Consider the following 25328-nt stretch of genomic DNA (forward strand, 5'->3'; position numbering starts at 1 on the left):
GCATCAACCATGTCAAAAGTCAATTTCGACAGCCCGCGCGAAGCCGCGCGCGCATTCACACCGAAACTCGCCGAACTCGTCGACGACGTGCTGTTTCCGCAGGTCTGGGCCGACACAGCGTTGTCGCCGCGTGACAGAAGTCTCGTGACTGTCGCCGCCCTGATTGTTGGAGGGCATCACGACGAACTCCCCGCGCATCTGCGGCGGGCCGTGAGCAACGGAGTCACGCGCGAAGAACTTGCAGCAACCATCACCCACCTCGCGTTCTACGCGGGTTTTCCGGCCGCTATCTCGGCTTCCGCCGCGGCGCAATCGACGCTCGGCGATGTACAGGCATAACAGGACACGCAATCATGAAAGCAATCACCTTCAACGAATTCGGCGACGCCGATGTACTCAAACTCGCCAACGTTCCAGACCCGGAACTGCGCCCCGACGACCTGCTGGTCCGTGTATGTGCAGCAGGCGTGAACCGCGCTGACCTCACGCATCGACGTGGCGGTTACGGCCGCCCGAATTTCGGCGATTCGACCATCATGGGGCTGGAAATCGCGGGCGAAGTGCTGGAAGTCGGCGCATCGGTGGAAGGCTACAAGGTCGGCGACCGGGTGATGGGTGTGGTCGGCGGTGGCGCATATGCCGAAATTGCCCGCATCGACTGGCGCATGGCGATGCCGATTCCGGAACAGCTCGATTACGTGCACGCGGCGGCCATCCCCGAAGTGTTCGTCACGGCGCATGAAGCGATGATGCATCTTGGACGCCTGAAGCAAGGGGACTCCGTGCTCATTCACGCGGCGGCCGGCGGGGTCGGTTCTGCTGCGGTCCAACTGGCCTACACGACAGGAGCGACGGTCTTCGCGACCGCAGAGGCATCGAAGCTGGAACGCGTTGTCCAGTTGGGTGTTGACCATGCCATCGATTACCACACCCTGGATTTCGCCGACGTCGTTGCCCGGAAGACGGAAGGCCGGGGCGTCGATGTTGTAGTTGATTTCGTGGGTGAGCCATATTTTGCGCGCAACATTGCGTCGCTTGCGAATGGTGGGCGTCTGGTGCAGGTCGGGATTCTGGGCGGGGGCGGCCAGGTGAGTGTTGACCTGGAGACCATTCTGTATCGTCACATCCAGATTATCGGCACGGTGATGAAGTCGCGCGCCCAGGCTGAAAAGCACGCCATGGTGCGACGTTTCCGTGAGCACTGGCTCAATCGGTTCTCGGGTGGCCGGCGCCTCGAGCCTGTCGTAGACAGCACGTTCCCTCTAGGGCTTGCCGCAGATGCTCATCGGCGTATGGAATCGTCGGCGAACGTTGGGAAAATCATCCTGACGATGTGCTAAAGCCGTCGCAGTACGAGATGTGCTTTCCCAAACAGGATGGTCGGACATCAACGGCAGCGGTCGCGGGACAATCGGTACTGTGGGATAGCCTTGAGATACCGGACAGGGTGGCGAAGTTAGCGCCCTGAGGCGAACGGCTGACGGGCGACCCTGGCTCCGAGGGGCATCTCATGATGCTTTGGAACGTGTCTGAAGGCCTCGCTCAGGATAAGGCGAGGCTCAACTTCACCAAGGAGCACTCCAAAAACAAGGCATGTATGCTAGAGAGAATGCTCAAACGTAGGAAGAGGAACCAAGGCGGTACGGGGAAGGCGCGCTTGCGGCGCGACGTTCCGCCGTGAACAGCTGAAGAGTTAGTTTTGAACCACGATGGGCACCAGAAAACGAACTTCCTTGTCGGCGACAAGGTCCTTCGTTGCATCGTCGTAGATGGCTCGGTAGGGTTTCTGAGGCTGCTCGCTGAGCCACTCTTCCTGGGTGCCGTTCCATACCTCGAATAAGACCAATTCGCCTGCGTCCGCAAAGTCTTCGCTGAACACGACGCTCAGGAAAGTCGGCTCCTCCGGCATCGTCTTCATGAGCTCTGCGAGGTACGGTACGAACAACGCCTTGGTTGAGGGGAAACCAGGCGGTGTTCTCGTCGAGCCTTCCATAGATTTTCTTGCTGCTTGACGCACATCGTATCTCACGAACCTCATCCAGCACGCAGGGCTTCTCGCCTTCACCAGAGACCGCGTCGCCTTTGGAGGACGACTGCGGTCGAGGTGGCGCTAAGCGCCAGGTGGCAAATACAAGGCGCGAGTCTCGGTAAAGGACAGCAGACCTTCTTTGCCGAACTGCCTGCCCAAGCCGGACTCTTTTGTGCCGCCAAAAGGCACCAGAGGGTCGACGCCGACGTGGCGGTTTATCCAGACTGTTCCAGCGACCAGACCGGCAGCGACGTTCTGCGCTTCGGTGACGTTCCCGCTCCAGACCGACGCGCAGAGACCGTACTCGCCGGCGTTGGCTTGTGCGACGGCGTCCTCGTCGTCCTCGTACTGCATGACTGGCAATACGGGCCCGAACGTCTCTTCGTCGACAAGACGCACGCCCCGAGTAAGCCCAGTGACAATGGTCGGCTCGATGAAGTAACCTGGCTTATCGAGAGCGTTTCCTCCCACCGCAAAGCGAGCGCGCGGGTCGGCCTTCGTTTCTTTGAGCACGGAAAGAATCGAGTCGAATTGGGCCTGGTTTTGAACCGGGCCGAGCTTCACATTCGGGATAAATCCGCCGCCCATTGACGTGCCGCGGGCAATCGCCGCCATCCGTTCGACCAGCTCGTCATGTATCGCGCTGTGCACATACATTCGCTTAATGGCCATGCAGACCTGGCCGCTATTGACGAACGCAGCGCCAAAGAGCGCGGGAGCAACCTGGTCCAGATTCACGTCTTTGCGAACGATGGCCGCATCGTTTCCACCCAGTTCGAGGGTGAGCCTCTTCAACGTGCTCGCTGAGCTGGCGACGACTCGTTTTCCAGTTGCAATGGAGCCGGTCAGGGTAATCTTTGCGACATCAGCATGGGTGCTCATCAGCGCGCCAATGTCGTTGTCGCCGTTGATGACGTTGAATACGCCTCGCGGAAATACATCCTTAGCCAGTTCCGCGAGCTTGAGCGTAGCCAGCGGTGTGTACGGCGAAGGCTTCAGGACGATAGTGTTGCCGGTATAGAGCGCATGGGTAATCTTCGGCACGGCGAGGCCGATAGGAACATTCCAGGGAGCAATTGCGCCCACGACGCCGAGCGGCCGATGCTGCAGGATGACGCGACCGGAATCATCGTCTCGCAACACGTCGTCTCCGATGTCGATGGTCAGCATGGCTCTCAGCAACATCGCGGCGCGCTCGATTTCGACGCGCGTCAGTGCCAGCGGGCGGCCTTGTTCCAGAGTCAGTATCGCCGCCAGCTCAGCTACGTTCGACTCGAGCACTTTTGCAAACAGATGCAAGCGGCGCCGGCGCTCGGCTATGGGAGTTGCTGCCCACAAGGGAAATGCTGCATTGGCTGCACCTACCGCCTGTTCGAGCTGTTCCGGAGTTGCCATCGGGGCAACCGCACATTCCGACGCTAGTGCGGGGTCAATCACGGCCGCATGATGGATACCATCTACGAGTTCGCCACCAATAAGCATGCGCACGGGGTTGAAGCGCAGGTGGGTCATCACCGCGCCAGGATTGTCCAAAACCATCTCGATTTCCAGGTTGAATTGAATGTCGCTATGCTTCGTTGACTGCGATGACGCGACCGAGCACTTGACCAGCGGAGAGGTCGCGGAGTGCATCGTTGATTGACGACATCGGGCGGGCATGCAGCCGAACAGGCAGATGTTGTGGCTCACTCCTTTGCATCAGCCCGAGCAAAGAGTCCATTTCCTCCAGCGAACCAACGTAGGACCCGCGCAGAGTTACGTTACGCATCGGAAGGAGCGCTGTAGAGACTGTTAAGGCGCCACCAAACAAGCCGACTACGATGACCGTCCCGCCGCGCGAAACAGCGCTCAAGGACATCTCGACGGTTGTCCCGCTGCCAACGAAATCGACGAGCGCACGAACACCGTTTGGGGCCAGCTTTCGCAGTTCTCTGAAGGCTTCGGGAGACCGCGTGTTCAAGACCGCATCGGCACCTGCCTGCTTCGCCTCTGCGAGCTTCGCATCGTCGATGTCCGCGACGATGATTTTTGCGTCGGTCAATATCTTCGCGATGGCTATCGCCGCCAAGCCGAGGCCGCCGGCGCCAATCAGTACAAGCGCGTCGTCTTCAAGCAGGGGCGGGAGCTTCTGCAGCGCGCTGAACGCGGTGAGCCCTGAGCACGCGCAAGTCGCTGCAAACAAAGGATTGAGCGTCCCATAATCCAGCAGGTATCGCGAATGGGGCACCATTACATAGTCCGAGTACCCACCAGGCTTCCGAGTGCCGAGGGCCCGGCCGTTCTCGCAATCGACCTCGCGCCGGTTGCGGCAATTGAAGCACTCGCCGCAACCGTGCCACGGGTAGACGACGCATTTTGTTCCAATTGCGATGGTCGCGTCGTCGCCGACCGCGTCAACTACGCCGACGATTTCGTGACCCATCGTGAAGGGCAACTGGACACCGACGCTTTCGAACGAGACCTTCTGCCCGTTGCCCAAGTCCAGCGCGCCATGTTGAATATGAAGGTCGCTGTGGCAGACGCCGCATGCTTCTACCTTCACGCGAACTTGCGCTCCTCTCGGAGCAGGTGTGTCGCGCATAACGAGCTGTAGGGGCTTACCCCACTCAGTAATGTCGTAGCTTTGCATAGCTCTTTTCATTGGGCGACGTGGACTGCGATGTTCGACAACTGCTCATTCGCAAGCATCGCGTCGAGCATCCGCCGAACCTTCAACAGGGTTGCATCGGCTGCAATCGGAATCATCGGGGCATCGGGCGAACCGATGATGACCTTCTGCTGGGCCTCGATGATTCGACGGTCCTCGTCGAAGGCGTTTTCGACTTGGGCAGTCAGCTTGCCGGTCAAATCGGCGACGCGTGTCTGGAAGTTGTTGTGTGCCGTTGCCCAGAAGTAGTGGGAGGTGTGCTCCGTCTCGGGAGTCACCGCGATGAAGGTATGCAGCTTGATGGTCCTCGGCGTGTTGCTTTCATAGCCTTCACCGACGGGGGCAATCACGGAGTCCTGGACGAACAGATTTCCACGAATATGCCAGACGTAGTAGTTGAACCGGTCGACAATGTTGGGCAGGTCACCGAGTTCTCGGGCAAATGAAGGAGCTCCGCTACTCAGCGTGGTGAATCGAACCTGCACTGTCTCCTCGGAAAACTCCGTCTCGGGCCGGATGCTCCCTTGCCTGCGGGTTCCGATGGACTTCCCATGTACAAAGCCGAGATGGGAGAAGTCGAGCAGGTTGTCCGTGATGAGTTGAGCACCTGAGGCGTAGTGCATGTAGCGCCCTTCCTCGACGGACCATCCCTCCTTATCAGCCCAGTGCAGTTGCTGAATCTCATCGGCCCTGGCTGCTGACGGCTCGCCCATCCATATCCAGGCGAGGTTGTCGTGTATCTCGACCGGATAAGCGCGGACGCGCATTTTGTCCGAGACCCGCTCCTGGCTTGGGACTTCGATGCAACGCCCTTGGCAGTCGAAAAGCAGGCCGTGGTACATGCATCGAACGGCGTCACCTTCTTGCTCGCCTTTCGAAAGCGGAGCCGCCCGGTGGCAGCAGCGGTCTTTCAATGCCGTAAGCGTTCCGTCCGAGCGGCGATAGAACACCAGGTCCTCTCCCAACAGCTTGCGAGCAGTCAGAGCACCAGATTTGAACTCATCATTCCAACCTGCGACGTACCAAGCATTTCGTAGATACACAACGTGTCTCCTGTTCTGTTGGTGCACCAATCAGCGGCGTGGGGCCGCCGCAAAGAAATGCGCACATGTTTTCAGGTTGAGACACTGTATCTCCCGCCATATTGAGCGTCTGCCACCCCACTGGGGGACAAACACCCTACTTATCGCTCGGTACTTACCCTCCCTTTCTGGGTCCAGTCGTGCCACAGGCGAAGGTATGCAACCATCAATTCCCTCTGCGAAGTGATTTGCAACCGCTGATATGCGCGCTTCACGTAGCTACGCGCAGTTTCGGTGCCAATTTGCAATTTGAGCGCGGTGTCTGCGATGGTGTCTCCAACCAATAAACGAGCGCAAACCTCGCGCTCACGCAGCGGCATCGCCGTGCATTCGTGCAGGCATTGTTGAATCAAGTCGATGGAAGCAAGGCAGTCAGCGGGAGAGAGCGTCGCCGCGCTCGTGGCGTAGTGACGGTCAATGAGGGCAAAAACTATAGGGCTCGCTGCGAGCAGATTCTCAATCTGGTCTTGCTGAAATGGGTGGCTGGCGCTCCACCGCAACGCGCTAAGTGCGTAGGTGCCAGAGCTACCGTGACGACATAGAAGCATACGGTCGACGAGCTGCGGGTAGACCTCCGCGCGCAGTTGTCCTTGGGGAAGGTCCGTCTTCTTTAATCGCGAGTAAGCGAAGTCGCTGCGACGAAGTTGCACCGTCGCTTGGCTTAAAGCAGGGTCCGCAGCCCAGAGGGAGTGGCGCGTATAGAGCGTAATCCTTGCCTCAGACCCAAAACGCTTTGGGTCGCTCGATGCAATTGGCGTTACCGCATCCGGTCTGACACGATAACAGGCGAAGAAGTCTATTCCGCAAACGCCCATCAAATAGCGCTCAAGCTGACTTCCAAACGAGTCAGTACCAATTGCCGCGATAGCGTGCGCGGTCCATGCATCCGCCGAAATTCTGGCTGGGGTCTCCATTGCATTCTCCGTGGCCGTTGCCGCCCGGGACGAACGAACTGGCGAGCGGCACAACCTTACAAACTGCATCGTACTTCTCAACGAGCTTCGCCGCCATCAGCCCTTCCAGGGTTGTCCTCAGTTTGACAGCCGACCTGTTGCCTTCTACGATTGGCCCACCAATTCTGGTGGACCAATTTGGTTGGACCAGTTTACACCTGATTGAAAGTCGAAGTTCGTAAATCAAAAGGAGGAGACGTTGAGGAAGTTCACGATTGCGGCGAGCGCGCTCGCTGGCATTGCTGCGTTGCCAGCGCACGCGCAAACATCTGTTGTTCTTTACGGGTTGATTGACCAAGGGTTTGCCTACACCAGCAACGTTCAAACTGGCCGTACAGCGGGAGCGCTCAAGGGGGAACAGCAATTCGCGCTCTCGGATGGCGCGGCAGGCATCGGTGGTAGCCGGTGGGGCGTAAAAGGGGCTGAGGAGCTTGGCGGCGGCTACCAGGCCATCTTTACACTGGAGAATGGTTTCAACATCAATACCGGCGGACTCGCGCAAGGGGGGCTGATGTTCGGGCGACAAGCGTTTGTCGGCCTCGCTGCTCCAGGGGGTCGGCTCACCTTCGGGCGTCAGTACAGCATCGTCGCCGACATGCTGGCGCCGTTTTCAGAGTCGGGAGAAATACCTGGCCACATGGGCGCTAACCCAGGTGACTTCGATGACTTAGGTCACTCGTTTCGACTCAACAATACAATCAAGTTTCGGTCGACCGATTTTCACGGCGTAACAGTCGGTGGGATGTATTCTGTTGGTGGCCTAGCGGGAGCCCCGGGGCGAAATCAAATCTGGTCTCTAGCGGCAACATACGCAATGGGGCCGTTCTCAGCTGGCGTCGGTTACACAAATGCGCGAGACCCGAACCTCTCCTATTTCGGAACAAACGGAAATGCTGGAGGCAGTAATACGGACAACATGGGGACAATCGGGACGACAGCCACATCAGTGCAGACGAACCCAATTTACTCAGGCTTCGCCTCGGCCAATACGATGCAGCTTCTCATTGCAGGTACGAAGTATCGGTTTGGCGGTTTAACCGTCGGTGGAACGTACACCCATGCAAGCTATGGCGGTCTTGGAGATACAACAGCCGGACCGAATCCTGCAAAATACTCGGGTACGGCAATAATCAACAATGGTGAAGTCAACGTCAGCTATGCCTTCACGCCTGCCCTCAGCGTTAACGCGTCCTACGGCTACACGCACAAGGCGAGCATTGGCTCGTTCGGCGAAGCGACGTACAACCAGGACACCTTGGCTGCGTCTTATCTGCTTTCGAAGCGCACCGAGCTCTACGCGTTTGCCATCTATCAGAAGGCGTCGGGAACGGACTCGTTGGGGCAGCCTGCGGTAGCCTCAATCACACAGTTGACCGCATCATCCAACAACAAGCAGTTGCTCGTCCGCGTGGGTATCGTCCACACCTTTTAAACGATGCAAAACGCCGCGGCAGGTCAGTCGGTTTGGCCTGTCGGGCGCTTCGTCCGGGGCTTGGCCGGTTTGACAGCAGGCGCATCTTCCTCGCCGAGAATCTCGTTCCATGCGTCGACCGCACTGGCGAAGTGCCCTTCCATCAGGATGGTTGCTTTTTTGGTATCGCGCTTCTTCACGGCTTCGTAGAGCTTCGCATGATGCTCTGCCGAAATCTCGCCTCTTGCCGAATCGGAGAAAAGTGCAAAGCGGCGGCTTTCAGAAATCCGATAGAACGAATTCAGCAGCCGCACGAGGACTTCATTGTGCGTGCAGCGGGCCAGCGCCATGTGGAAGGCCGTGTCCTGAACGGAGATGTTGCCCTTGTTGGCGAGCACGGCCTTCGTTGCATCAATGATTGATACCAGGCCATCGAGGTCAGCTTCGGTTCGACGCTCACATGCGAGCTGCACAGCGCGAAGCTCCAACGCCCATCGCACTTCGAGCGTTTCCTTGACCTCTCTCATCGAGGGCTCGGAGCCCATCTCGGTCAGGAGCACAATCGTCTCGAAGCTACTGTCGGTAGACATTCGACGCAGATAGATGCCGGAGTTCGGGCGCGATTCGATGACCCGAAGCGCGCTTAACGTCGACAACGCCTCGCGCAACGCATTGCGGCCCACGCCGAATCGCTCTGCCAGAGCCCGCTCGGAGGGTAGGCGCTCGCCGCTCTCAAAGCCGCGCTCCTTGAAGAAGGCAAGCATTTTGCCGACGAGCTCGGCGCGCGGGGTGGCTTCACGCGTTGCGGCAGACGTAAGTTCCATATTGCTTACCGATGAAGATGCCATGAATAGTTAGAAATTATACAGGTCACCCCATCCGAGCCAGACACCCCGTCACGCTGTAAGCATCCAGTTTAAGAGGGTGTACGGGGTGTCGGAGTCGCGGTGATGTTCAAATACGCCTACAACCGGCGCGCCTATCGAGACGGTCTGGGCAGGGTCGCCTAGTAGATTCCCTAACATCCGGACGTTGCCAGCGTTAGGGAGTTCAACGACCACTACCAGATACGGCAGATTGTTCCCTAGAGCTTGATGGGATGGATGCCATACGCGCTCCCAACTGAAGGTACTTCCTTGGGGAGCAATCTCCTCCCAAGTGGGGTCGAACTGCTTGCACGCATGGCAAATCCACTCGGGTCCAAACTGCCAGGTTCGACAATGTGCGCACCGCTGGACCAACAGCTTTTCCTGGCGCAGGCCTTCCCAGTACGGTGCCGATATGCCGTCGACTTCTGGAACTGGCGCCGGCAAGCCGGTCGGAAGATAGAACCCGCTCATAAGGTGGCCTCCGAACCAAAAATCAGGCTGCTCGCGGGCGACACCATCGGACCGCCGGTGACCAGTGCGATGTTCCCGTTTCGCGCCTGGCTGGTCGACTCTCCACGCACCTGTCTGGCTGCCTCGATGACCAGCTCAAAGCCTTGGAGGTAGACCTCACCAAGATTCCCTCCACTGGTGTTCAACGGAAGCTTGCCGGCGGGCGCACTGAGATTTTCGAGCGTCATAAAGTCGTTGATTTCGTCCGGCTTGAAAAAACCGTGCTCGCACAGTGACATCACGACGCCACCCGTAAAGTTCTCATACGCCTGTACCGAACCGACATCTGACGGCCCAACTTCGGCCATCTCGAAAAGGTCGGTTGCGATTGACCGGTAGTTCGCAGACGCGTAGTCGGGGGCGTTGTGGGGAACAGCTCCGGCGCGCCACTCCGCTCCGCTGGCTGCGCCCAGGAGATACACCGGCGGCCGGGCGAAATCTCGGGCCTTGTCAGCGGCAACCAGAATCAGCGCCGCTGCCCCGTCATTCTCCATGCAGCAATCGTAGAGACGAAACGGCTCGACAATCCAGCGGGAGCCTTCGTAAGCGTCGGCTGTCAGCGGCTTGCCATACATGACTGCGCGGGGATTCGCCTGAGCGTGGAAGTTCGAGGCGAGTGCCACGGCACGTAGCGCGTCCCGTTCGACGCGATGCTCATGCATGAAACGCTGGACGCGAAGTGCGAACTTCTGGGGTGGCGCCAGAACCCCGTAGGGCATCTGATAGGCCATGTCGCCGGAGACTGTTGAACGCGGGGCTGCCTGTCCGAAGCGACCAAACTGTCCTTGGGCAAGCCCGCGGTACACCACCACGCAATGGGCCATCCCCGCGTTGATAGCCGCCGCCCCGTTCGCCACAGCGGCAGCGCAGCCGCCACCACCGCCGCCCCATTGCATGATGGTGGAGCGCATACGCTTTACACCCAGCGCGGTGGCCAGCCGGACCGCATCGTTTCGGTCCTCACCAAAGGATGCGAACCCATCGATGTCAGAGGGGTCTACGCCAGCGTCACGACATGCAGCCAGGACGGCCTGCAAGACGAGCTTGAACTCGGGATGCGGCGACCGGCCGAACTTGAAGTATTCACTCTCACCAACGCCGACTACCGCGACCCTGCCACGAAGCGTTCGCTCATGGCTCATGTTGCCGCCTCAATGCGATTTGTCGACGCGGCAGCGTCTTTGCCAGCAAAGCTATAGACTGCACCCCGTTCGAGCAGGCCGGACGCCGCTTCGACGTCATACCCCAAGACTTCGGTCAACACATTGAAGCTGTGCTCGCCGATTCGAGGTGCCGGCCGCGGGTCATCGACAGGCGTTTCGCTGAAGCGGAACGGCAGCGCTACATTCGGCAACCAGCCGAGGTCAGGATGCTCTACTCGGGTCACAAGCTTGCGCTCCTGGGCCTCCGCCGACCGGATAGCCTCTCCGACGGAGCGCACTTCACCGCAGGGAATCGAGGCTGCGCGCATGTGTTGCTGCCAGTGTGACCATGGGAGCTTCGCGAAGGCCTCGTCAAGCACCTTGAACAGTTCCGCGCGACGCGCGATGCGCCCATTGCGGTCGGCAAGCACGGGGTCATTGGCGAGCTCGGGCATTTCCAGCACCTGGTTCGCAAGGCGGTGGAAAATCTTGTTGTTGCCGCAGTTGATATAGAACGCTTTGTCGGCGGCCTTAAAGACGCCGGAGGGACACGTGTCGGGGCTCGTATTGCCATGTCGCTGAGGCTCGGCGCCAGTGAACACGTGCTGAAGCGTTGCATACCCGGTCATCAGCACCGCGTTATCAAACAGCGAAACCTCGACAGCCTGGCCTTTTCCAGTGCGCTCACGAGCAACGAGCGCGGCAAGCATCGCATTGCTCGCCATCATGGCCGTACTGATGTCCATAACGGGCGAGAGCGCGCGGACCCCTTGGCGGTCGGGGTAGCCGTTCATCGATACGAAGCCGCTCTCTGCTTGAGCGATGGGGTCAAAGCCGAGGCGGTCTGCAAAAGCGCCTTCTCGACCATACGCCGACACGGAGCAATAGATGACTTCGGGGTTGCTCTCGCGAATCGTCTTGTAGTCCAGGCCCAGGCGCTCCATCACACCGGTCGAGAAGTTTTCAGCGACGACGTCTGCGGATGCAATCAGCTCCCGAGCAATCCGCCGCCCATCCTCCGACTTCAGGTCAAGAGCGATGCTTCGCTTGTTTCGATTCGACCAGAGGTACGGCGCGCCGATGCTTTCATCCTCGGGATGGGCCGGCGGGTAGTATCGAAATTCGTCACCACGGACGGGCGCTTCGATTTTGATGACGTCGGCGCCCATGTCGGCGAGCATCATCGTGGCAAACGGCCCGGCGATGAAGTGCGTGAAATCCACCACTCGAATTCCGGCCAGGGCTTTGGGAGCATCCTTGGGGCGGGGTTCGTGCTGGGGGAACTCTTCGGCAAACGTCGAGGACATGAAGTCTCCTATATTCCAGTTCGCGCTCATTCGAACGCACAGCTTCTCAGCCGTTTTATTTACAGGTCCAGCACCAGCGTTTTCGAGGATGCGCCCGAGCAGCACACCATGACCGCTGTGTTGCCGGCCTTCTCTTCGTCGGTAAGGAAGTCGTCCCGATGGTCGGGAACGCCGTCGATGACGCCAGTGCGACAAGTGCCACATACGCCCGCGCAGCAGGCGTACTGGACGTCCACTCCCTGGTCGAGCAGTGCGTCGAGGATGGTTTTGCCCGGTTGGACCGGAATGCGCTTTCCGCTCTTCTGCAGAACAACATCGAATCCGCCTCCGGTAGCAGACTCGCTAGCCGCGGCGAATCGCTCGAAGTGAACCTGCTCCTGCGGAAGGTCCGCACATGACGCGATGAAGTCATCAACCATGCCGCGAGGGCCGCAGCAGTAAAAATGCGTCCCTGCAGGCGCCTCTGACACGAGACGTCGAATATCCACACGGGCGCCATCGCTTTCGAGATGCAGCTTGACCCTGCTGTCGGATTCGGGAAGCAGCGCGAGCTCTTCGGCATACGCTGCACGAGCGCGGTGGCGGGCCGCGAAGTGCAACTGCCACTTCGCACCCAGGCGCTCCAGTCGACGAATCATCGACACCACCGGCGTGATGCCGATGCCGCCGCAGATGAACACGGAGTTCTCTGCCTGTTCGTTCAGCGGAAAGTCGTTGAGCGGCGCAGAGATGGTGAAGCGGTCTCCTACGCGGGGAGTGTTATGCATCCACGCGGAACCACCACGTCCCGAAGCCTCACGCTGAACCGCGATGACGTACCGATGGCGCTCATGCGGGTCGTTGAGGAGCGAATAGCTCCGTACCCGATTCTCGGGAAGGTGCAGGTCGATGTGCGCGCCAGCTTCGAATGCCGGAAGCATGGGCAAATCAATCGGGCGGAACTCATAGGATGCGACGTCATCCGCTTCGAGCCGGATTTGAACAAGACGGACGTCGATTCGCTCGGCGTTAGGCTGGGACATAGTGAATTTGCGGTAAACGTTCGACGATTAGGGCGTGTATCCGAAGTCGGTGCCGAGCCGAGCCCTCATGAATTCCGCGCCGTCCGTGGTCCAGGAAGAGCCGGCCGACATCGTCAGGGAGACAGCACGAACCATCCACAACTCGGGGTTGTCCAGCGGAACGGGTGACGTCCGGTCAGCAGCGAGCTTGCGGACGTTCTCGAGCAGCATGCGGCGCGTCATCGCAATACCGGTATCGCTGATGCCGAGGTTTTCTTTCCGACGGTCGTAAATGGGCGATACGCCCGACTGGCAAGCCGCGTCTTGAACCCAGAGGCCAGGGAGGCCCGAGAACCAGGTCTTGGTCTGAGCGTCGTAGTTAAAGAGGAAGCCCGATGCGAGATTGAACTTGGTCCAATACTTGGCATACGGCTGCGAGACCGGACGGGGTTCGAAGGCGTCCTTGCTCGCGTGGCCCGTTTCGCGACCACCGTAGCCTTCCTCGAACACCTTGCGCGACTTCTCGTACAGCGGCGTGGCCGGCGTGTAGGAGAACATCAGGCAAAGCGTGTTCTCGTCGTCGATGGGCACCCATGCGTGGCCGCTGAGCTCGGGATACTTCGACTGCGGAGGAACCAGCGTGTAGAACGGGAACAGGAACTGATTCACGCGCCAGTAGTGGTTCTTCTCGTCAAGGATGCGACGCGAAGCGATGCTGATGCCGAAGTCGCGCCGTTGGCATTCAAACACCGGCCGCAAGTCTTTCTTGGAAGTCCAGTCGTTGATGGAACCCTGCGAATCGATACGGCCATGAAGAATCGCGGCATGGGCTGAATCGATTTCGCCTTCGACAGCCTGCAGCCAGTTGCACTCCTGAACACGGAAGCTGAAGTGCACGTTCTCCAGGGGAACCATGTTCCATTCGAGGTCCGGCAATGGCGGCAGTGCATCGCGCGGCGCTTCGCCCATATAGGCCCACACGATGCCGTTACGTTCCTGGCACGGATAGTTCTTGATGCGGACCTTCTCCTTCAGGCGACTCTCTTCAGGCTCGGCCGGCGTATCAAGCACTTTTCCGTCCACGCCGAACTGCCAGCCGTGATACACGCAACGCAGACCGCACTTTTCATTGCGACCGAACACCAGCGGAGCGCCTCGATGCGGACAGACGTGGTCGATAAGTCCCACGCGGCCTTCGCTGTCGCGAAATGCCAGCAAATCCTCCCCCAACAGCCTCACGCGTTGAGGCTCGCCGTCTGCGACCAGGTCCGACGAGGGCAAAAACGGCAGCCAGAAGAGGCGCATGAACTGGCCGGTAGGGGTGCCCGTGCCGACGCGAACCAGCGCTTCGTTGTCTTCATGAGAAAGCATTGTGAGGCTCCATGTTTTCGAATTGGTGGGACCAATTTAAGCCAAGACACTGCCTCGGTCAACTACTCTCGTCACCCAAAATGTACCGATGGAGCTCCATGGAGCATCGACAAACGGCCATCAAAATGCGGCTAAATTGCTGATTTAGATGGGTAAACCAATGTTCAACCCGCGGCCGGGCGTTCTCGATAGGGATTTCCCGGACTTGGTTTGATTCATGCGAGAATCTATATTTGCACCTACCAGATTGGCCCACCAACATATAAATATCTTGGAGAACACGTGTCCCTGCCACAGAGAACGACCATCGACGCGGCTATCGACGACAGCCGCCACAAAGCTGCGGCGGGAATTGACGGCGCTCGCACGGTCTCCCGGATTGGGCGACGGCTGATGTGGTACTTGATTGCCCTTTACGTCGTGTCGGTGCTCGACCGCGGCAACCTGAGCTTTGCTTCCTTTTCGATGAATAAGGAGCTCGGACTCACCCCGCAGATGTACAGCATCGGGTTGGGCATCTTGTTTCTGGGCTACTCACTGTTCGAGGTTCCGAGCAACCTTGCGCTGGCTCGGTTCGGCGCGCGAATCACGTTGACCCGTATTGCCATACTGTTCGGCCTGGTGACGATGTCGATGGCATTTGTGACCGGCCCCATCAGCTTCTATACGGTGCGCGCGCTTCTTGGCATCGCAGAAGCAGGCCTGACCCCGGGTGTTTTCCTGTACTTGAGCTACTGGATTCCTGAGAACTACCGCGCCCGCTACAACGCAATCTTCACTTACTCGGTTCCGGCCGCATACGTTCTCGCTTCCTTAGTGTCCGGTGCCATCCTGCAGCTCAACGGTACATTCGGGCTTTCCGGCTGGAAATGGCTGTTTCTGCTCGAGGGTCTGCCTGCAGTCATGCTCGGCGTGTTTGGAATTTTTTATCTCACTGACAGGCCGAACCAAGCGAAGTGGCTTTCGAGGGACGAGAAGGCGTGGTTGGCAAATGAGCTTGAAGTTTCCCGTTTGAATAAGTCCCCGGCCGAGGAGCTAAATACGCTGGCTGCGCTGCGGCAGCCGACGCTCTGGGTGCTCATCCTCGGATATGTCGGCATTTTTTGCGGCAACGCGACGGTCGGGGCGTGGCTACCTCAAATTCTTCACATCTACGGCGTACCCCTGACCCACATTGGGGTGGTCGCAGCAATCCCGCCGCTCGCCGGCATGGTCGGAATGACAATGCTGTCGCGCCGCTCCGACCGCCGAAAGGAGCGCATCGGGCACACGGTCGCGTGCACGGTCATCGCTGCTATCGGATACGGGACGGTCGCCATGTCCAGCAGCCTGTCGACGGCGCTTATTGGCTTCATGCTCGCAAACATCGGGGTCTACGCTTCGCTTGCTATCTTCTGGTCGATTCCACAAACCTATCTTCCTCAGCGGATTCGGCCCGCCGTAATTGCCGTCATCAGCTCTTTTGGGGCAATTGTCGGCGGCTGGGTGGCTCCGCTGCTAATTGGTCGCGTGCAACAGCAGACCCATAGTCTGTCGGCGGGCATGATTGTCGTCGCCGTGTTGTTCCTCCTTTCGTCCATCTGCGTGTGTATCGCCGGCCGGCGGCTCGCCACTCAAGCTAACAAGGGAACTCAATGAGCCACGTAGGACCCCTGAAAGGATTAAAGGTGGTGGAATTCGGCGCAGTTGGGCCGGTACCTTTCTGCGCAATGCTTCTAGCCGATATGGGCGCAGATGTGATTCAAATCACACGCCCAACGACCTCTGTCAGTGAGAGCGATTTCACGCAACGCGGTCGCCGCTTCGTTTCGCTTGACCTCAAGAATGCTGAGAACCGAGAAGAAGCATTGCGCCTCATCTCAGTCGCCGATATTGTGCTTGAGGGGAATCGCCCGGGGGTGATGGAGAAACTTGGCCTCGGTCCAGGCACCTGCATGGCACGCAATCCGCGACTTATATACGGTCGGATGACCGGATGGGGGCAAGAGGGCCCACTGGCCGCGAGCGCCGGCCACGACATCAATTACATCGCCATCACTGGCGCGCTTGATGCTATCGGCACGGAAGGACGACCGGTTGCCCCGCTGAACCTTGTGGGCGACTATGGCGGCGGCTCGATGTTCCTCGCCTTCGGCATTCTGGCCGCAGTGTTAGATGCCCGCACCAACGGGGAAGGCCAGGTGATTGACGCTGCCATGGTTGATGGCGCGAGCTACTTGATGTCACTCTTCTATCGTCTTCGTGCGCAGGGGAAATGGCATGGACCGCGCGCCACAAATGAACTCGATGGTGGTGCGCCGTGGTACGACACATATCAAACGGCGGACAAAAAATGGGTCGCCGTAGGCGCCATCGAAGAACCCTTCTGGCAACTAATGCTAGCGACTTTGGGATTTGCGCCCGATGATTTTCCGTCGAGAAAGGACAGGTGCCACTGGCCGGCTATCCGCGAGAGGCTGGCGAAAGCCTTCGCTGGAAAGACGCGAGATGAATGGAGCGCCATCTTCGATGGAACCGATGCATGTGTTAGTCCTGTACTGAGCATGGACGAAGCGCATCAAAATGAACACCTGAAGGCACGCCAGACATTCATCGATGTCGGCGGCATCGTCCGGCCTGCACCAGCACCTCGGTTTAGCATGTCGAAGGTTGCTCAACTCAAGACTGAAGTATCCAAAATCGAGATTTCGACGTTGATTGAGTCTTGGTGCAAGTAGGGTCAGCGAGCGCAGAGCAACTGCAGCGTCGACTAAATTGTTGACTCTTCCTTGAGCCAGCGAAGCAGTCTATCGAGCGCAATGCGTGTTCGGATGTCTGTCACCGAGGGAAGTATAGAGAGGGTCCGGCTCCTTTGGTGGGGGCGGGATAATGCTTCAGATTTCTTGGCAGATGTGCTCGCTAGCTATCGCTCGCAGCGAGTAGCAGTTGTCGCGTGCGCTTCATGACCCAAGCCACCTCGTGTTGGGAAAATTCCCACTCGCCAACGTCGACCTTCAATCTCATGCCTTTCGCGGCGCGGGTCAACGCCACGTCTGGCGATGAACCAGAGTTAGCAATCTTTCTCGATGCGTACGCAGATACCCCTAACTTGCTTTGGCCGAGGAGGCTGATAGTGAAAGCGAACGAACGCCTCCGCCAGGTGCGCTGGCAGGAGCGCCGGGAGTAAGGCTCGAAAACTTCACGCGGTCGTTGATGAGCGTTCCTCGCCACGAGCAAGAGTGATACCTATGGCTTGACCAGGACTTTGCCAGGTCTGCTCCGCTCACCGAGCATCGCAAATGCTTGTTGCGCCTCGTCTAGCGAATGCTCGATGTATGCGACGGGCTGCAACGATTTATTCGCAAATTGCTCGAACAACGCGCCGGTTGCGGCAAGCGCCTCCAGTTTGTGAGCGCCGACAAAATGCCGGACATCCACTCCGACGAGACTCGCCGATTTAAGTAATGCAAGATTCGTCGGCAGCTTCGGTATGGTCCCGGACGCAAAGCCCACGACGAGATGTCGACCGCCCTTGTCGAGTGAACGAAACGCCGCCTCCGAAGTTGCGCCTCCGACAGGGTCGACAATCACGTCAATCACCCCGTCTACAGCCATTGCGCGGAGTTGGTCGCGCAATGCAGGACCGTCTGGTTCCAGTTCAATGGTCTCCGTGGCGCCAAGTTCCAAAACCCTCGCCGCCTTATCTTGCGACGAGACAACGGCTAGCACTCTGGCGGATTTAGAGGATGCAAGCTGAACCGCAGCCTGCCCGACTCCGCCCGCGGCTCCCAGCACCAGCACCGTTTCGCCGGGCCGTAGGCAACCCCGCACGAACAACGCATAGTGAGCCGTCAGGTAATCGACGAGAGCGCAAGCTGCCACGCGGTCGTCAATCCCATCGGGCAAAGCAATTACGTCTGCGGCCTTGGCCACTGCATACTCGGCAAGGCCACCACCGAACTGCCAAACAGCAACCCTGCTTCCTGTAGCGATGCCTCTCACGCCTTCGCCCACATCTACGACGACTCCGGCTATTTCGCCTCCGGGCACATACGGAAGGTCGGGCTTCAGCTGATACTTGCCTTGGACAATCAGTCCGTCAACAAAGCCGAGCGCCGCGGCAGTCACGCGCAAGACAACCTCGCCTTCCGCCGGAGCAGGCCTCTCGGCCGTTTCGAGAGTTATGACAGGTGGACTTTCAAATGCTTTAACGACCGCTCGATGCATTGAAGCCTCCAGAGGCTATTGAAGTTTGCACATTCGCTATCGGCGTTCGATGTGCCGCAAGATTGTTCCGCGATGTGCGCCCAGCAGTTGCATGCGGCGCGCGCAGGTTGAACGCAAAACTATGGACGGCTGTGCCTTAAGAATGGTCCTCCGTGGCCAGCTTACTGCAAAGTGGCAGTACCCGTATGGCCGCGCCTCAACCGTGAAGATTCCTCCCATTCTTTGCTGGCGTTTCCAGCGGCCACTTCCAATCCAACATAACTTTTTCAGGCAAATTTCCCACGCTCGCGGCCAGATTTTTGCTCGCAGTGTGTCCATGCGAAATCATCACCCCTGTTGCGCGGTATACATACTGCTGCCCGTTCCGCGGTGCAGCCGCGCGACTGGTCGGACATCAACGGCAGCGGTCGCGGGACAACCGGTACTGTGGGATAGCCTTGAGACACCGGACAGGGTGGCGAAGTTAGCGCCCTGAGGCGAACGGCTGACGGGCGACGCTGGCTCCGAGGGGCATCTCATGATGCTGTGGAACGTGTCTGAAGGCCTCGCTTAGGATAAGGCGGGGCTCAACTTCACCAAGGGGCATTCACAAAAACAGAGGATGTTTGCTAGAGAGAATCCCGCAACGGGCCGAGAGGCAGGGACTAATACCTCTGCCGGATTGAACAGTGCACCGGAACTGAGGGAAGCTTGGCTCCCCTCCTGGCGAACGAGGGTTGGAGCTTTCCATCGATTTTCCTGCTGCTCGACGCGCAATGCGCAGTCCGTTCCGCAGTAATTAGCCGCGGAAACATCTGTGTCGTCTTGAATTATAGAAAATCGAAAGCCGCGTGCGGCGTCGGTAATCGGGACAATGTCTCCTGTACGGTTTCTCGTACGGCAGCAGTGAAGACGCTTGCAGCTTTGGACCGCGTCTTTCCAATCGGATACAAAAACCCATATTCCAAAGGAATTTCTTCTGTGAGCGGGCGCACGACCAAGTTGGGTGCGCCAGATGAAATTGCGACAAAGAGGTCGGCCAACGCGACACCTAGACCCTGAGCAGCAAGCTCACACGCGATGAGACCGTTCGTCGCTTCGTACCGTATGTTCGGTGTTCGCTTTCGGTCACGGAACAGCCGCTCAAGATGTTGACGAAGTAGCGACCTCGAATGAGTCGCTACCAGCGGTGAATCCAGAATATCGTCGAACGACAGGACGTCTTTTTCAGCTAGTGGGTGATTCTCGGACATTACGAGAACTGCCCGTGTCCGGATAAACGGCTCGACCTCGATACCTGGGTTGTCAATGGGCAGGATGCTAAGCCCAACGTCGAATTGTTCGTGAGTTATCCACGTTTCGATGTCGAGTCGCACGCGCGTAGCGACCTCCGCTGTGAAGCCGGGCAACTTGTCCTGTACAACCACCAAGGCAGGCGAAACCAATGCATTCGTCGCGTGCGGTGCCACCAGGATTCGGAGGTGGTCTGAAGCACCCGAACGAATCTGCGCTGCCGAACGCGTGAGCGACTCGAGTTCACGAATTACACGGTCGACCTCTTCATAGAAGCGCCATCCCTCAGGGGTCGCATGCAGCCGCTTCCCAACACGGTCGAAGAGTCTGAAACCGACCGACTCTTCCAACGAAGAAAGCAGCCGGCCAACCTGTGGTTGGGTCCGCGAGAGCCGGTCAGCTGCCAGCGTTACCGACCCACATTCGATGAAGGCCTTGAACGCTTCAATTTCCCGAACATTAAGCATGTGCGCTCCATATGCGTTTTTTGCACATTATGGATTGTTTTTCGCATTTGACGCATAAAACGTGAAGCCGTTAAATGTTCTTGCACGGTTCAACGGGACCACGAGTCGGAGTCGTCAGTGAGCGGCTTCTCGAAAATGAGTTAATTGCCTTCCCGTGAAAACGGGGAGACGGGAGACAGAGCATGTCTAGCGTCGCAGCACGCCTCGAACGATTGCCGTTCTGTGGTTTTCATAAGAAGTTGTTGTTCATGGGCGGACTGGGTTACACCTTCGACGCGATGGATTCTTCGTCGATGGCCTTCGTATTGCCAGCCATCACCAAAGCTTGGGGGCTGTCGTCTTTGCAGAATGGCCTCATCGCCAGCAGCACCTACACAGGATTTCTCTTCGGAGCAATGCTTGCTGGCCTGGCCGGCGACCGTTTTGGGCGCCGTTTCGTGATGATGACGGCGCTGATTATTTTCTGCATCGCCTCGGTCATCAGTTCTCAAGTAAACCACTGGCAAGCTTTCTACACGATTCGAATCTTCGCGGGCTTCGGAGCCGGTGCAGAAAGCGCCATCGTTGCGCCATTTCTATCCGAGTTTGTCGCACGCAAATATCGAGGAGCTTTCACAGGCGCGCTAGCAGGGTTCTTCGCCTTCGGTTACGTCATGTCGGCCGTCTTGGGCAATTTGATAATCCCGCATTTCCACGATGGCTGGCGCTACGTCGTGGTCATCACCTCGCTGCCTATTTTCATCCTGCTGTGGTGGAGACGAGAACTGCCGGAATCGCCCCGGTGGCTTGAAAGCCGCGGACGCATTGCAGAGGCAAACGCGACAATGGACCGAATCGAGGCGCTCGTTCTCAAAGAAGGGCGAACGTTTGAGCCCGTCCCGGAAACGATTGTGCAGTCGAGTCCGAAGGTTAGCCCTTCAAGTTTCTTCGGCAACTTTACGGCCATCTGGTCGCCGAAGCTGCGCAGAACAACGGCCATGTCGTGGGCGATGTGGTTCGCGATTGCGTTCAGCTATTACGCGTTCTTCACATGGATTCCCAGCCTGCTCGTTCAGCACGGCATGACTCTCACGAAGAGTTTCGGATTTTCCCTGTTGATGTACGCAGCGCAAATCCCTGGGTACCTTTCCGCAGCATATTTCAACGAGCGCGTGGGCCGACAGGGGACAATTGCGACTTACATGGTTTTGGGTGGACTGTCGGCGGTTGGGATGGCTTTCTCTGATGCGACGTGGCAAATCGCGGTCGCTGGTATTTGTCTCTCGTTCTTCATGAACGGCACGTTCGGCGGTGTCTATGCGTACACGCCGGAAATCTTCCCCACGCACCTTCGCGCGACAGGCGTCGGTACCTCATCGTCGTTTGGTCGCATCGGAGCCGTCATCGCACCAATACTCGTCGGACTCATCTATCCGACTTTAGGCTTCGCAGGCGTGTTCGGCGTCACGACCTGCGTTCTGCTTGCGGGTGCAGCCATCGTTCTCGTCTTCGGTATCCCGACTCGCGGTCTGGCATTGGAGGAAATTGCGACGTCAGAAAGCAGACCCGTTCACCCCGACGGCATGCCGATTCCCTCCAGAGGTGACGCATGACCGTCTCTGAAAACATCCTTTCCGGGCTGCGCTCAATTACAGATGCTCACACGCTCACGGAACAACCACGGTCGACGCTCGCAGCTCTGGACAATGCAATCGCAGACATTGTCGGCCGTAAGTTGCTCACCGTTCTGACCGTCCACATCGAAGAAGGGATTGTCAAACGCGCATACAGCAACCTACGCGACTCTTACGCAGCAGGCGGCATCAAGCGCATCGACTCGGCTCCCAGACTCCAGAAAGTGCTCGTTACTGGACAGCCATTCATTGGACGCAACCGGGATGACATCGTCGCTAACTTCACTGACGCCGAGACGATTCTTGCGACCGGATGTTCGAGCATCCTGAACGTCCCTGTAATGTGGATGGGAAAGATACTGGCTACTGTCAATCTCCTTCATACCGAAGACGGCTATTACCGGGATGGGCACATTCCGGTCGTTCGCTGCCTGGCCCAGGCAGCGCTGCCTGCCTTTCTTTGCGTTGAGCCTTTTTCCGTCGAATCTCTTGAATTGAACCACCAGTAAGGAACACACCATCATGTCAGACCGCGATGACAAAAACTCGGCCTGGAATGTGCCTCCTAGCCAGTACCTCTCAAGCAGGCCTGCGCAGTTTCAGCTCCCATCTGCGCCGGAATCGCTGTACATCACCATGCGTGACGGCTGTCGTATAGCCGCTGACATTTACATCCCCCAAGCAGGTCCGCAAGCGGAACAATTCCCGACGCTGCTCATCTTTACCCCGTACTACAGGCGTTTCGAGACAGACGGCAATGTTGCCGAGGCTGCGCCGGCCGCGGCCCGTTACCGAGATTTTTTCGTGCCTCGAGGGTACGCCGTCGTTGTGGTCGATGTCCGGGGCACTGGAGCGAGCTTCGGCACGCGCGATGCCCTTCGTTCTCCCACAGAGCGCGATGACTACGGTGAAGTCGCAGAATGGACCGTCCGGCAGCCATGGTCGAACGGCGTCATCGGCTCGACTGGCATCTCGTATGTTGGCGCTGCCGCCTGCTTTCTTGCCAGTACAGGGCATCCGGCTGTCAAAGCGATTGCGCCGCTATTCGGTGTGTCGGACATTTATAGTGAACAGTTGTACCCGGGGGGCCTGGTTTCGAAGGTCTGGACTCAGGCGTACTCCAATCTCATGGTGGCAATGGACCATGACCGGCGCGACCTCATCCGTCAAATCTCGTACTACGAGGACCCCGGGCTGCAGGGACCGCATCGCGTGGACCAAGATACTGACGGCAGCCTGCTCGCTGCCGCTATCAATGAGCATCGCGGCAACTTCTCTCTCGCAGACGCAGCGGGCGAATTCGCATTCAGAGATGAAGGGATGCTTCACAACCCAGAGTTCACCCTCGCCGTTTGCAGCCCGTATCACTACCTCGACCAGATTTCACCCGAGGTCCCCATTTACTCTGTGTCAGGCTGGTTCGACGGCGCGGGCTACGCCAACGGCGCGATTACGCGCTTCCTGACTCGCGCAAATCCGAAGGACCGGCTGCTTCTGGGCCCTTGGGACCATGGTGCCCGTACAAATGTCTCACCCTGGCGAGAGCAAGAGGCCCCGGAATTCAATCTGCTCGCTGAGCTACTCCGGTTCTTCGACACGCATTTGATGGGCGACGACGCGGGCCTGGCTGCTGAGGCACCGATACACTACTACAACGTTCATGCCGAACATTGGCAGTCGTCAGCGGTCTGGCCTCCAGTCTCAACGCGCACTCGATTCAACCTGTCCGCTGGAAACAAGCTTACCGAATCCTCGGCCGGACAATCCGTCGATAGTTTCAAGGTTGATTTCGAAACATCAAGTGGCAAGCAAACGCGTTACGAGCGCCTTGGTGCAGCGACCATCGTCGACTATTACCCCGACTGGTCTGACTGTTCCGCCGCAATGTTGCATTACGAAACTGCGCCGGTGGCTGAACCGATGTCCGTCGCAGGACACGCAGTGGCAACCCTTCGAATGGCGGTCGACCAGGGTGACGCGTCGATATTCGTCTATCTGTCTGAAGTCGACGTCGAAGGGAACGTCTTCTACATGACGGAGGGAATGCTTCGCGCGATACACCGGAAAACGTCCGAAGCCCCCGCAGAATATGTAACTGCGTGGCCTTTCCGTTCATATCACCGCGCTGATGCATCTCGTCTTGAGGTTGGAGTTGCAACCGACTTCGTTATCCCGTTGCTCCCAGTTGCCTGGACGTTGAAAAAGGGGAGCAGATTGCGCGTATCAATTTCCGGTGCCGATGCAGGTCACTTTGTACCGATGCCATATGGTCGCCCGCCCGTCTTCTCGGTACACGCTGGCATTGGTGGGAGCTTCGTCGAGGTGCCGCTTCAATCGGCCATCGCGTAGAAGACGTTCCACGCCCTGAGGTTAAAGAAGCCCGCCGCGCGGCGGGCAGCTTCAACAAAGCGACATTGCTGCGCCCACCCGAGCGCCACGCGAGTCGGAGCCTCCCGTGTGGTTTAAATCACTAATGGTCGAACCAGGTTACCGCATGTTCCACGGGAATCTCTTCTAAGTCCTGCCGCCCACAGTCCGTTGCGATGACAATGGCTCCGAGTGGCGCGGTCGTGTTCGGACTGAGACGGCGCGGTGCTGAAAATGTCGTTCCTACGCTTTGCAGCAGAACGCGGTCGCTTCCGTTATCCCCCGGCACAATCGCCTTGATTCGCAACAGCCGCTCGCCGAGCGCTCCTGCCAGGTTCTCCAACCAGTCGAGTGTTGCTTCCCACGACTGATTTTCGTCGAGCTTGGCTCGGAAGACGCGGACCCTCGGGTGGAGCAATCTTGGAGGCTTGGGTTGCCTCGATTGTTCGTTGAGCACTATCGGCATTCCACTTTCTGGAGGTAGGAATGCTTCGCGAACGCGAACTGACGCAGAGAACTCGTTGACCACTCTTGCGAGCGGGTTGGCGGCTGCTGCCGATTCAAACGCCTCGTCACGCCTGGCGCTCGATACAAGGTCAACTTTGGTGAGAACAATTGTGCTAGCGGCAGCCAGTTGAGCCACAGCGTCTTCAAATTCACCAGTCCGCAGCGACGGTCGACTGCAATCGTAGGTCGTAACCAGATGCAGCCGGAGGCGTAGGTCGGAGAGCTCCTGCAATGACGAAACGATAGGTCCAGGTCGCGAGAGACCGCTGCATTCCAGAACAATCCGAGCGAACGGACTCTGCCCCGAGGTCCGGCGCGACTCGACGAGGTCCTGCACCGTGGTGACCAGGTCGTTCGTCAATGAGCAGCAGACACACCCGTTGCTGAGCGTAGCCAACGACATTCCGCGCGCCGATTCAGACAGCACAGCGCCGTCTATGTTTATCTCACCCGCCTCGTTGACTATGATGGCAGTGTCGGTTGCGCTCTCGCTGGCAAGCAGGCCCTCCAGAAGTGTGGTCTTCCCACTACCCAGCATGCCTGAGACGATGATGAATTGCGGTCCATTTTCCAT

General features: G+C 58.4%; 22 protein-coding genes. 8 read left to right on the plus strand and 14 right to left on the minus strand.

From position 1 onward, the window contains the following. The first annotated feature begins 9 nt into the window (after positions 1-9). Complete coding sequence (locus B0G71_RS31735) at positions 10-339, plus strand: carboxymuconolactone decarboxylase family protein (protein WP_116146776.1); 330 nt, start codon at positions 10-12, stop codon at positions 337-339. Positions 340-353: 14 nt separating this feature from the next. Then, positions 354-1340, plus strand: coding sequence for an NAD(P)H-quinone oxidoreductase (locus B0G71_RS31740; protein ID WP_116146778.1), 987 nt, complete (start codon positions 354-356; stop codon positions 1338-1340). Positions 1341-1693: 353 nt separating this feature from the next. On the opposite strand, the gene B0G71_RS31745 is transcribed toward B0G71_RS31740, so the two are convergent. From B0G71_RS31745 to B0G71_RS31765, 5 genes are all read right to left on the minus strand, one after another. Further along, on the minus strand, positions 1694-1918 hold the full coding sequence (locus B0G71_RS31745; RefSeq protein WP_258875699.1) for an antibiotic biosynthesis monooxygenase: 225 nt from the start codon (positions 1916-1918) through the stop codon (positions 1694-1696). Between the two features lie 192 nt (positions 1919-2110). Then, positions 2111-3688, minus strand: a complete 1578-nt coding sequence (locus tag B0G71_RS31750; protein ID WP_258875787.1) for an aldehyde dehydrogenase family protein — start codon at positions 3686-3688, stop codon at positions 2111-2113. Further along, the gene (locus B0G71_RS31755; RefSeq protein ID WP_116146784.1) at positions 3597-4658 is read right to left on the minus strand and encodes an alcohol dehydrogenase; all 1062 of its coding nucleotides are present in this window, start codon (positions 4656-4658) and stop codon (positions 3597-3599) included. The genes B0G71_RS31750 and B0G71_RS31755 overlap by 92 nt, the downstream gene beginning before the upstream one ends. A gap of 8 nt (positions 4659-4666) precedes the next feature. After that, complete coding sequence (locus B0G71_RS31760; protein ID WP_116146786.1) at positions 4667-5719, minus strand: aromatic ring-hydroxylating dioxygenase subunit alpha; 1053 nt, start codon at positions 5717-5719, stop codon at positions 4667-4669. 140 nt (positions 5720-5859) lie between these two features. Next, the gene (locus B0G71_RS31765) at positions 5860-6672 is read right to left on the minus strand and encodes a helix-turn-helix transcriptional regulator (protein ID WP_116146788.1); all 813 of its coding nucleotides are present in this window, start codon (positions 6670-6672) and stop codon (positions 5860-5862) included. Between the two features lie 238 nt (positions 6673-6910). On the opposite strand from B0G71_RS31765, the gene B0G71_RS31770 reads away from it, so the two are divergent. Beyond that, a complete protein-coding gene (locus tag B0G71_RS31770; protein WP_116146790.1) occupies positions 6911-8143 on the plus strand; it encodes a porin in 1233 nt (410 codons plus the stop codon). Positions 8144-8166: 23 nt separating this feature from the next. Here B0G71_RS31770 and B0G71_RS31775 read toward each other — a convergent pair whose 3' ends face one another. The 6 genes from B0G71_RS31775 to B0G71_RS31800 form a co-directional block, all read right to left on the minus strand. Then, complete coding sequence (locus B0G71_RS31775) at positions 8167-8946, minus strand: FadR/GntR family transcriptional regulator (protein ID WP_116146792.1); 780 nt, start codon at positions 8944-8946, stop codon at positions 8167-8169. A 72-nt stretch (positions 8947-9018) separates the two neighbouring features. After that, positions 9019-9462: a Zn-ribbon domain-containing OB-fold protein gene (locus tag B0G71_RS31780; protein ID WP_116146794.1), complete on the minus strand. Its 444-nt coding sequence runs from the start codon at positions 9460-9462 to the stop codon at positions 9019-9021. Next, a complete protein-coding gene (locus tag B0G71_RS31785) occupies positions 9459-10643 on the minus strand; it encodes a thiolase C-terminal domain-containing protein (RefSeq protein ID WP_116146796.1) in 1185 nt (394 codons plus the stop codon). Before B0G71_RS31785 ends, B0G71_RS31780 begins: the two co-directional genes overlap by 4 nt. After that, entirely contained in the window at positions 10640-11950 is a 1311-nt protein-coding gene (locus B0G71_RS31790) for a CaiB/BaiF CoA-transferase family protein (protein WP_258875700.1), read from the minus strand. The genes B0G71_RS31785 and B0G71_RS31790 overlap by 4 nt, the downstream gene beginning before the upstream one ends. Positions 11951-12009: 59 nt before the next feature. Continuing rightward, entirely contained in the window at positions 12010-12972 is a 963-nt protein-coding gene (locus tag B0G71_RS31795) for a PDR/VanB family oxidoreductase (RefSeq protein WP_116146800.1), read from the minus strand. A 27-nt stretch (positions 12973-12999) separates the two neighbouring features. After that, positions 13000-14322, minus strand: a complete 1323-nt coding sequence (locus B0G71_RS31800) for a Rieske 2Fe-2S domain-containing protein (protein ID WP_116146802.1) — start codon at positions 14320-14322, stop codon at positions 13000-13002. 282 nt (positions 14323-14604) lie between these two features. Here B0G71_RS31800 and B0G71_RS31805 point away from each other — a divergent pair, with 282 nt between their 5' ends. Further along, positions 14605-15960, plus strand: a complete 1356-nt coding sequence (locus B0G71_RS31805) for an MFS transporter (protein ID WP_258875701.1) — start codon at positions 14605-14607, stop codon at positions 15958-15960. Beyond that, positions 15957-17039, plus strand: coding sequence for a CaiB/BaiF CoA-transferase family protein (locus tag B0G71_RS31810; RefSeq protein ID WP_116146804.1), 1083 nt, complete (start codon positions 15957-15959; stop codon positions 17037-17039). The genes B0G71_RS31805 and B0G71_RS31810 overlap by 4 nt, the downstream gene beginning before the upstream one ends. A gap of 508 nt (positions 17040-17547) precedes the next feature. Here the strand turns inward: B0G71_RS31810 and B0G71_RS31820 are convergent. Beyond that, entirely contained in the window at positions 17548-18528 is a 981-nt protein-coding gene (locus B0G71_RS31820; RefSeq protein ID WP_116146806.1) for an NADPH:quinone oxidoreductase family protein, read from the minus strand. A gap of 809 nt (positions 18529-19337) precedes the next feature. Then, positions 19338-20267 carry a LysR family transcriptional regulator gene (locus B0G71_RS31825; protein ID WP_116146808.1) on the minus strand — a complete coding sequence of 310 codons (930 nt, stop codon included), beginning with the start codon at positions 20265-20267 and terminating at the stop codon, positions 19338-19340. Positions 20268-20449: 182 nt separating this feature from the next. On the opposite strand from B0G71_RS31825, the gene B0G71_RS31830 reads away from it, so the two are divergent. The 3 genes from B0G71_RS31830 to B0G71_RS31840 are packed head-to-tail and all read left to right on the plus strand — an operon-like array spanning position 20450 to position 24229. Then, complete coding sequence (locus B0G71_RS31830) at positions 20450-21859, plus strand: MFS transporter (protein WP_116146810.1); 1410 nt, start codon at positions 20450-20452, stop codon at positions 21857-21859. Next, complete coding sequence (locus B0G71_RS31835; RefSeq protein WP_116146812.1) at positions 21856-22389, plus strand: GAF domain-containing protein; 534 nt, start codon at positions 21856-21858, stop codon at positions 22387-22389. Before B0G71_RS31830 ends, B0G71_RS31835 begins: the two co-directional genes overlap by 4 nt. A 13-nt stretch (positions 22390-22402) precedes the next feature. Next, positions 22403-24229 carry a CocE/NonD family hydrolase gene (locus tag B0G71_RS31840; RefSeq protein WP_116146814.1) on the plus strand — a complete coding sequence of 609 codons (1827 nt, stop codon included), beginning with the start codon at positions 22403-22405 and terminating at the stop codon, positions 24227-24229. 121 nt (positions 24230-24350) lie between these two features. On the opposite strand, the gene B0G71_RS31845 is transcribed toward B0G71_RS31840, so the two are convergent. Next, on the minus strand, positions 24351-25328 hold the full coding sequence (locus tag B0G71_RS31845) for a GTP-binding protein (RefSeq protein ID WP_116146816.1): 978 nt from the start codon (positions 25326-25328) through the stop codon (positions 24351-24353).

The organism is Paraburkholderia sp. BL27I4N3, assembly GCF_003386115.1.
In the GTDB taxonomy this organism is placed as follows: Bacteria; Pseudomonadota; Gammaproteobacteria; order Burkholderiales; family Burkholderiaceae; genus Paraburkholderia.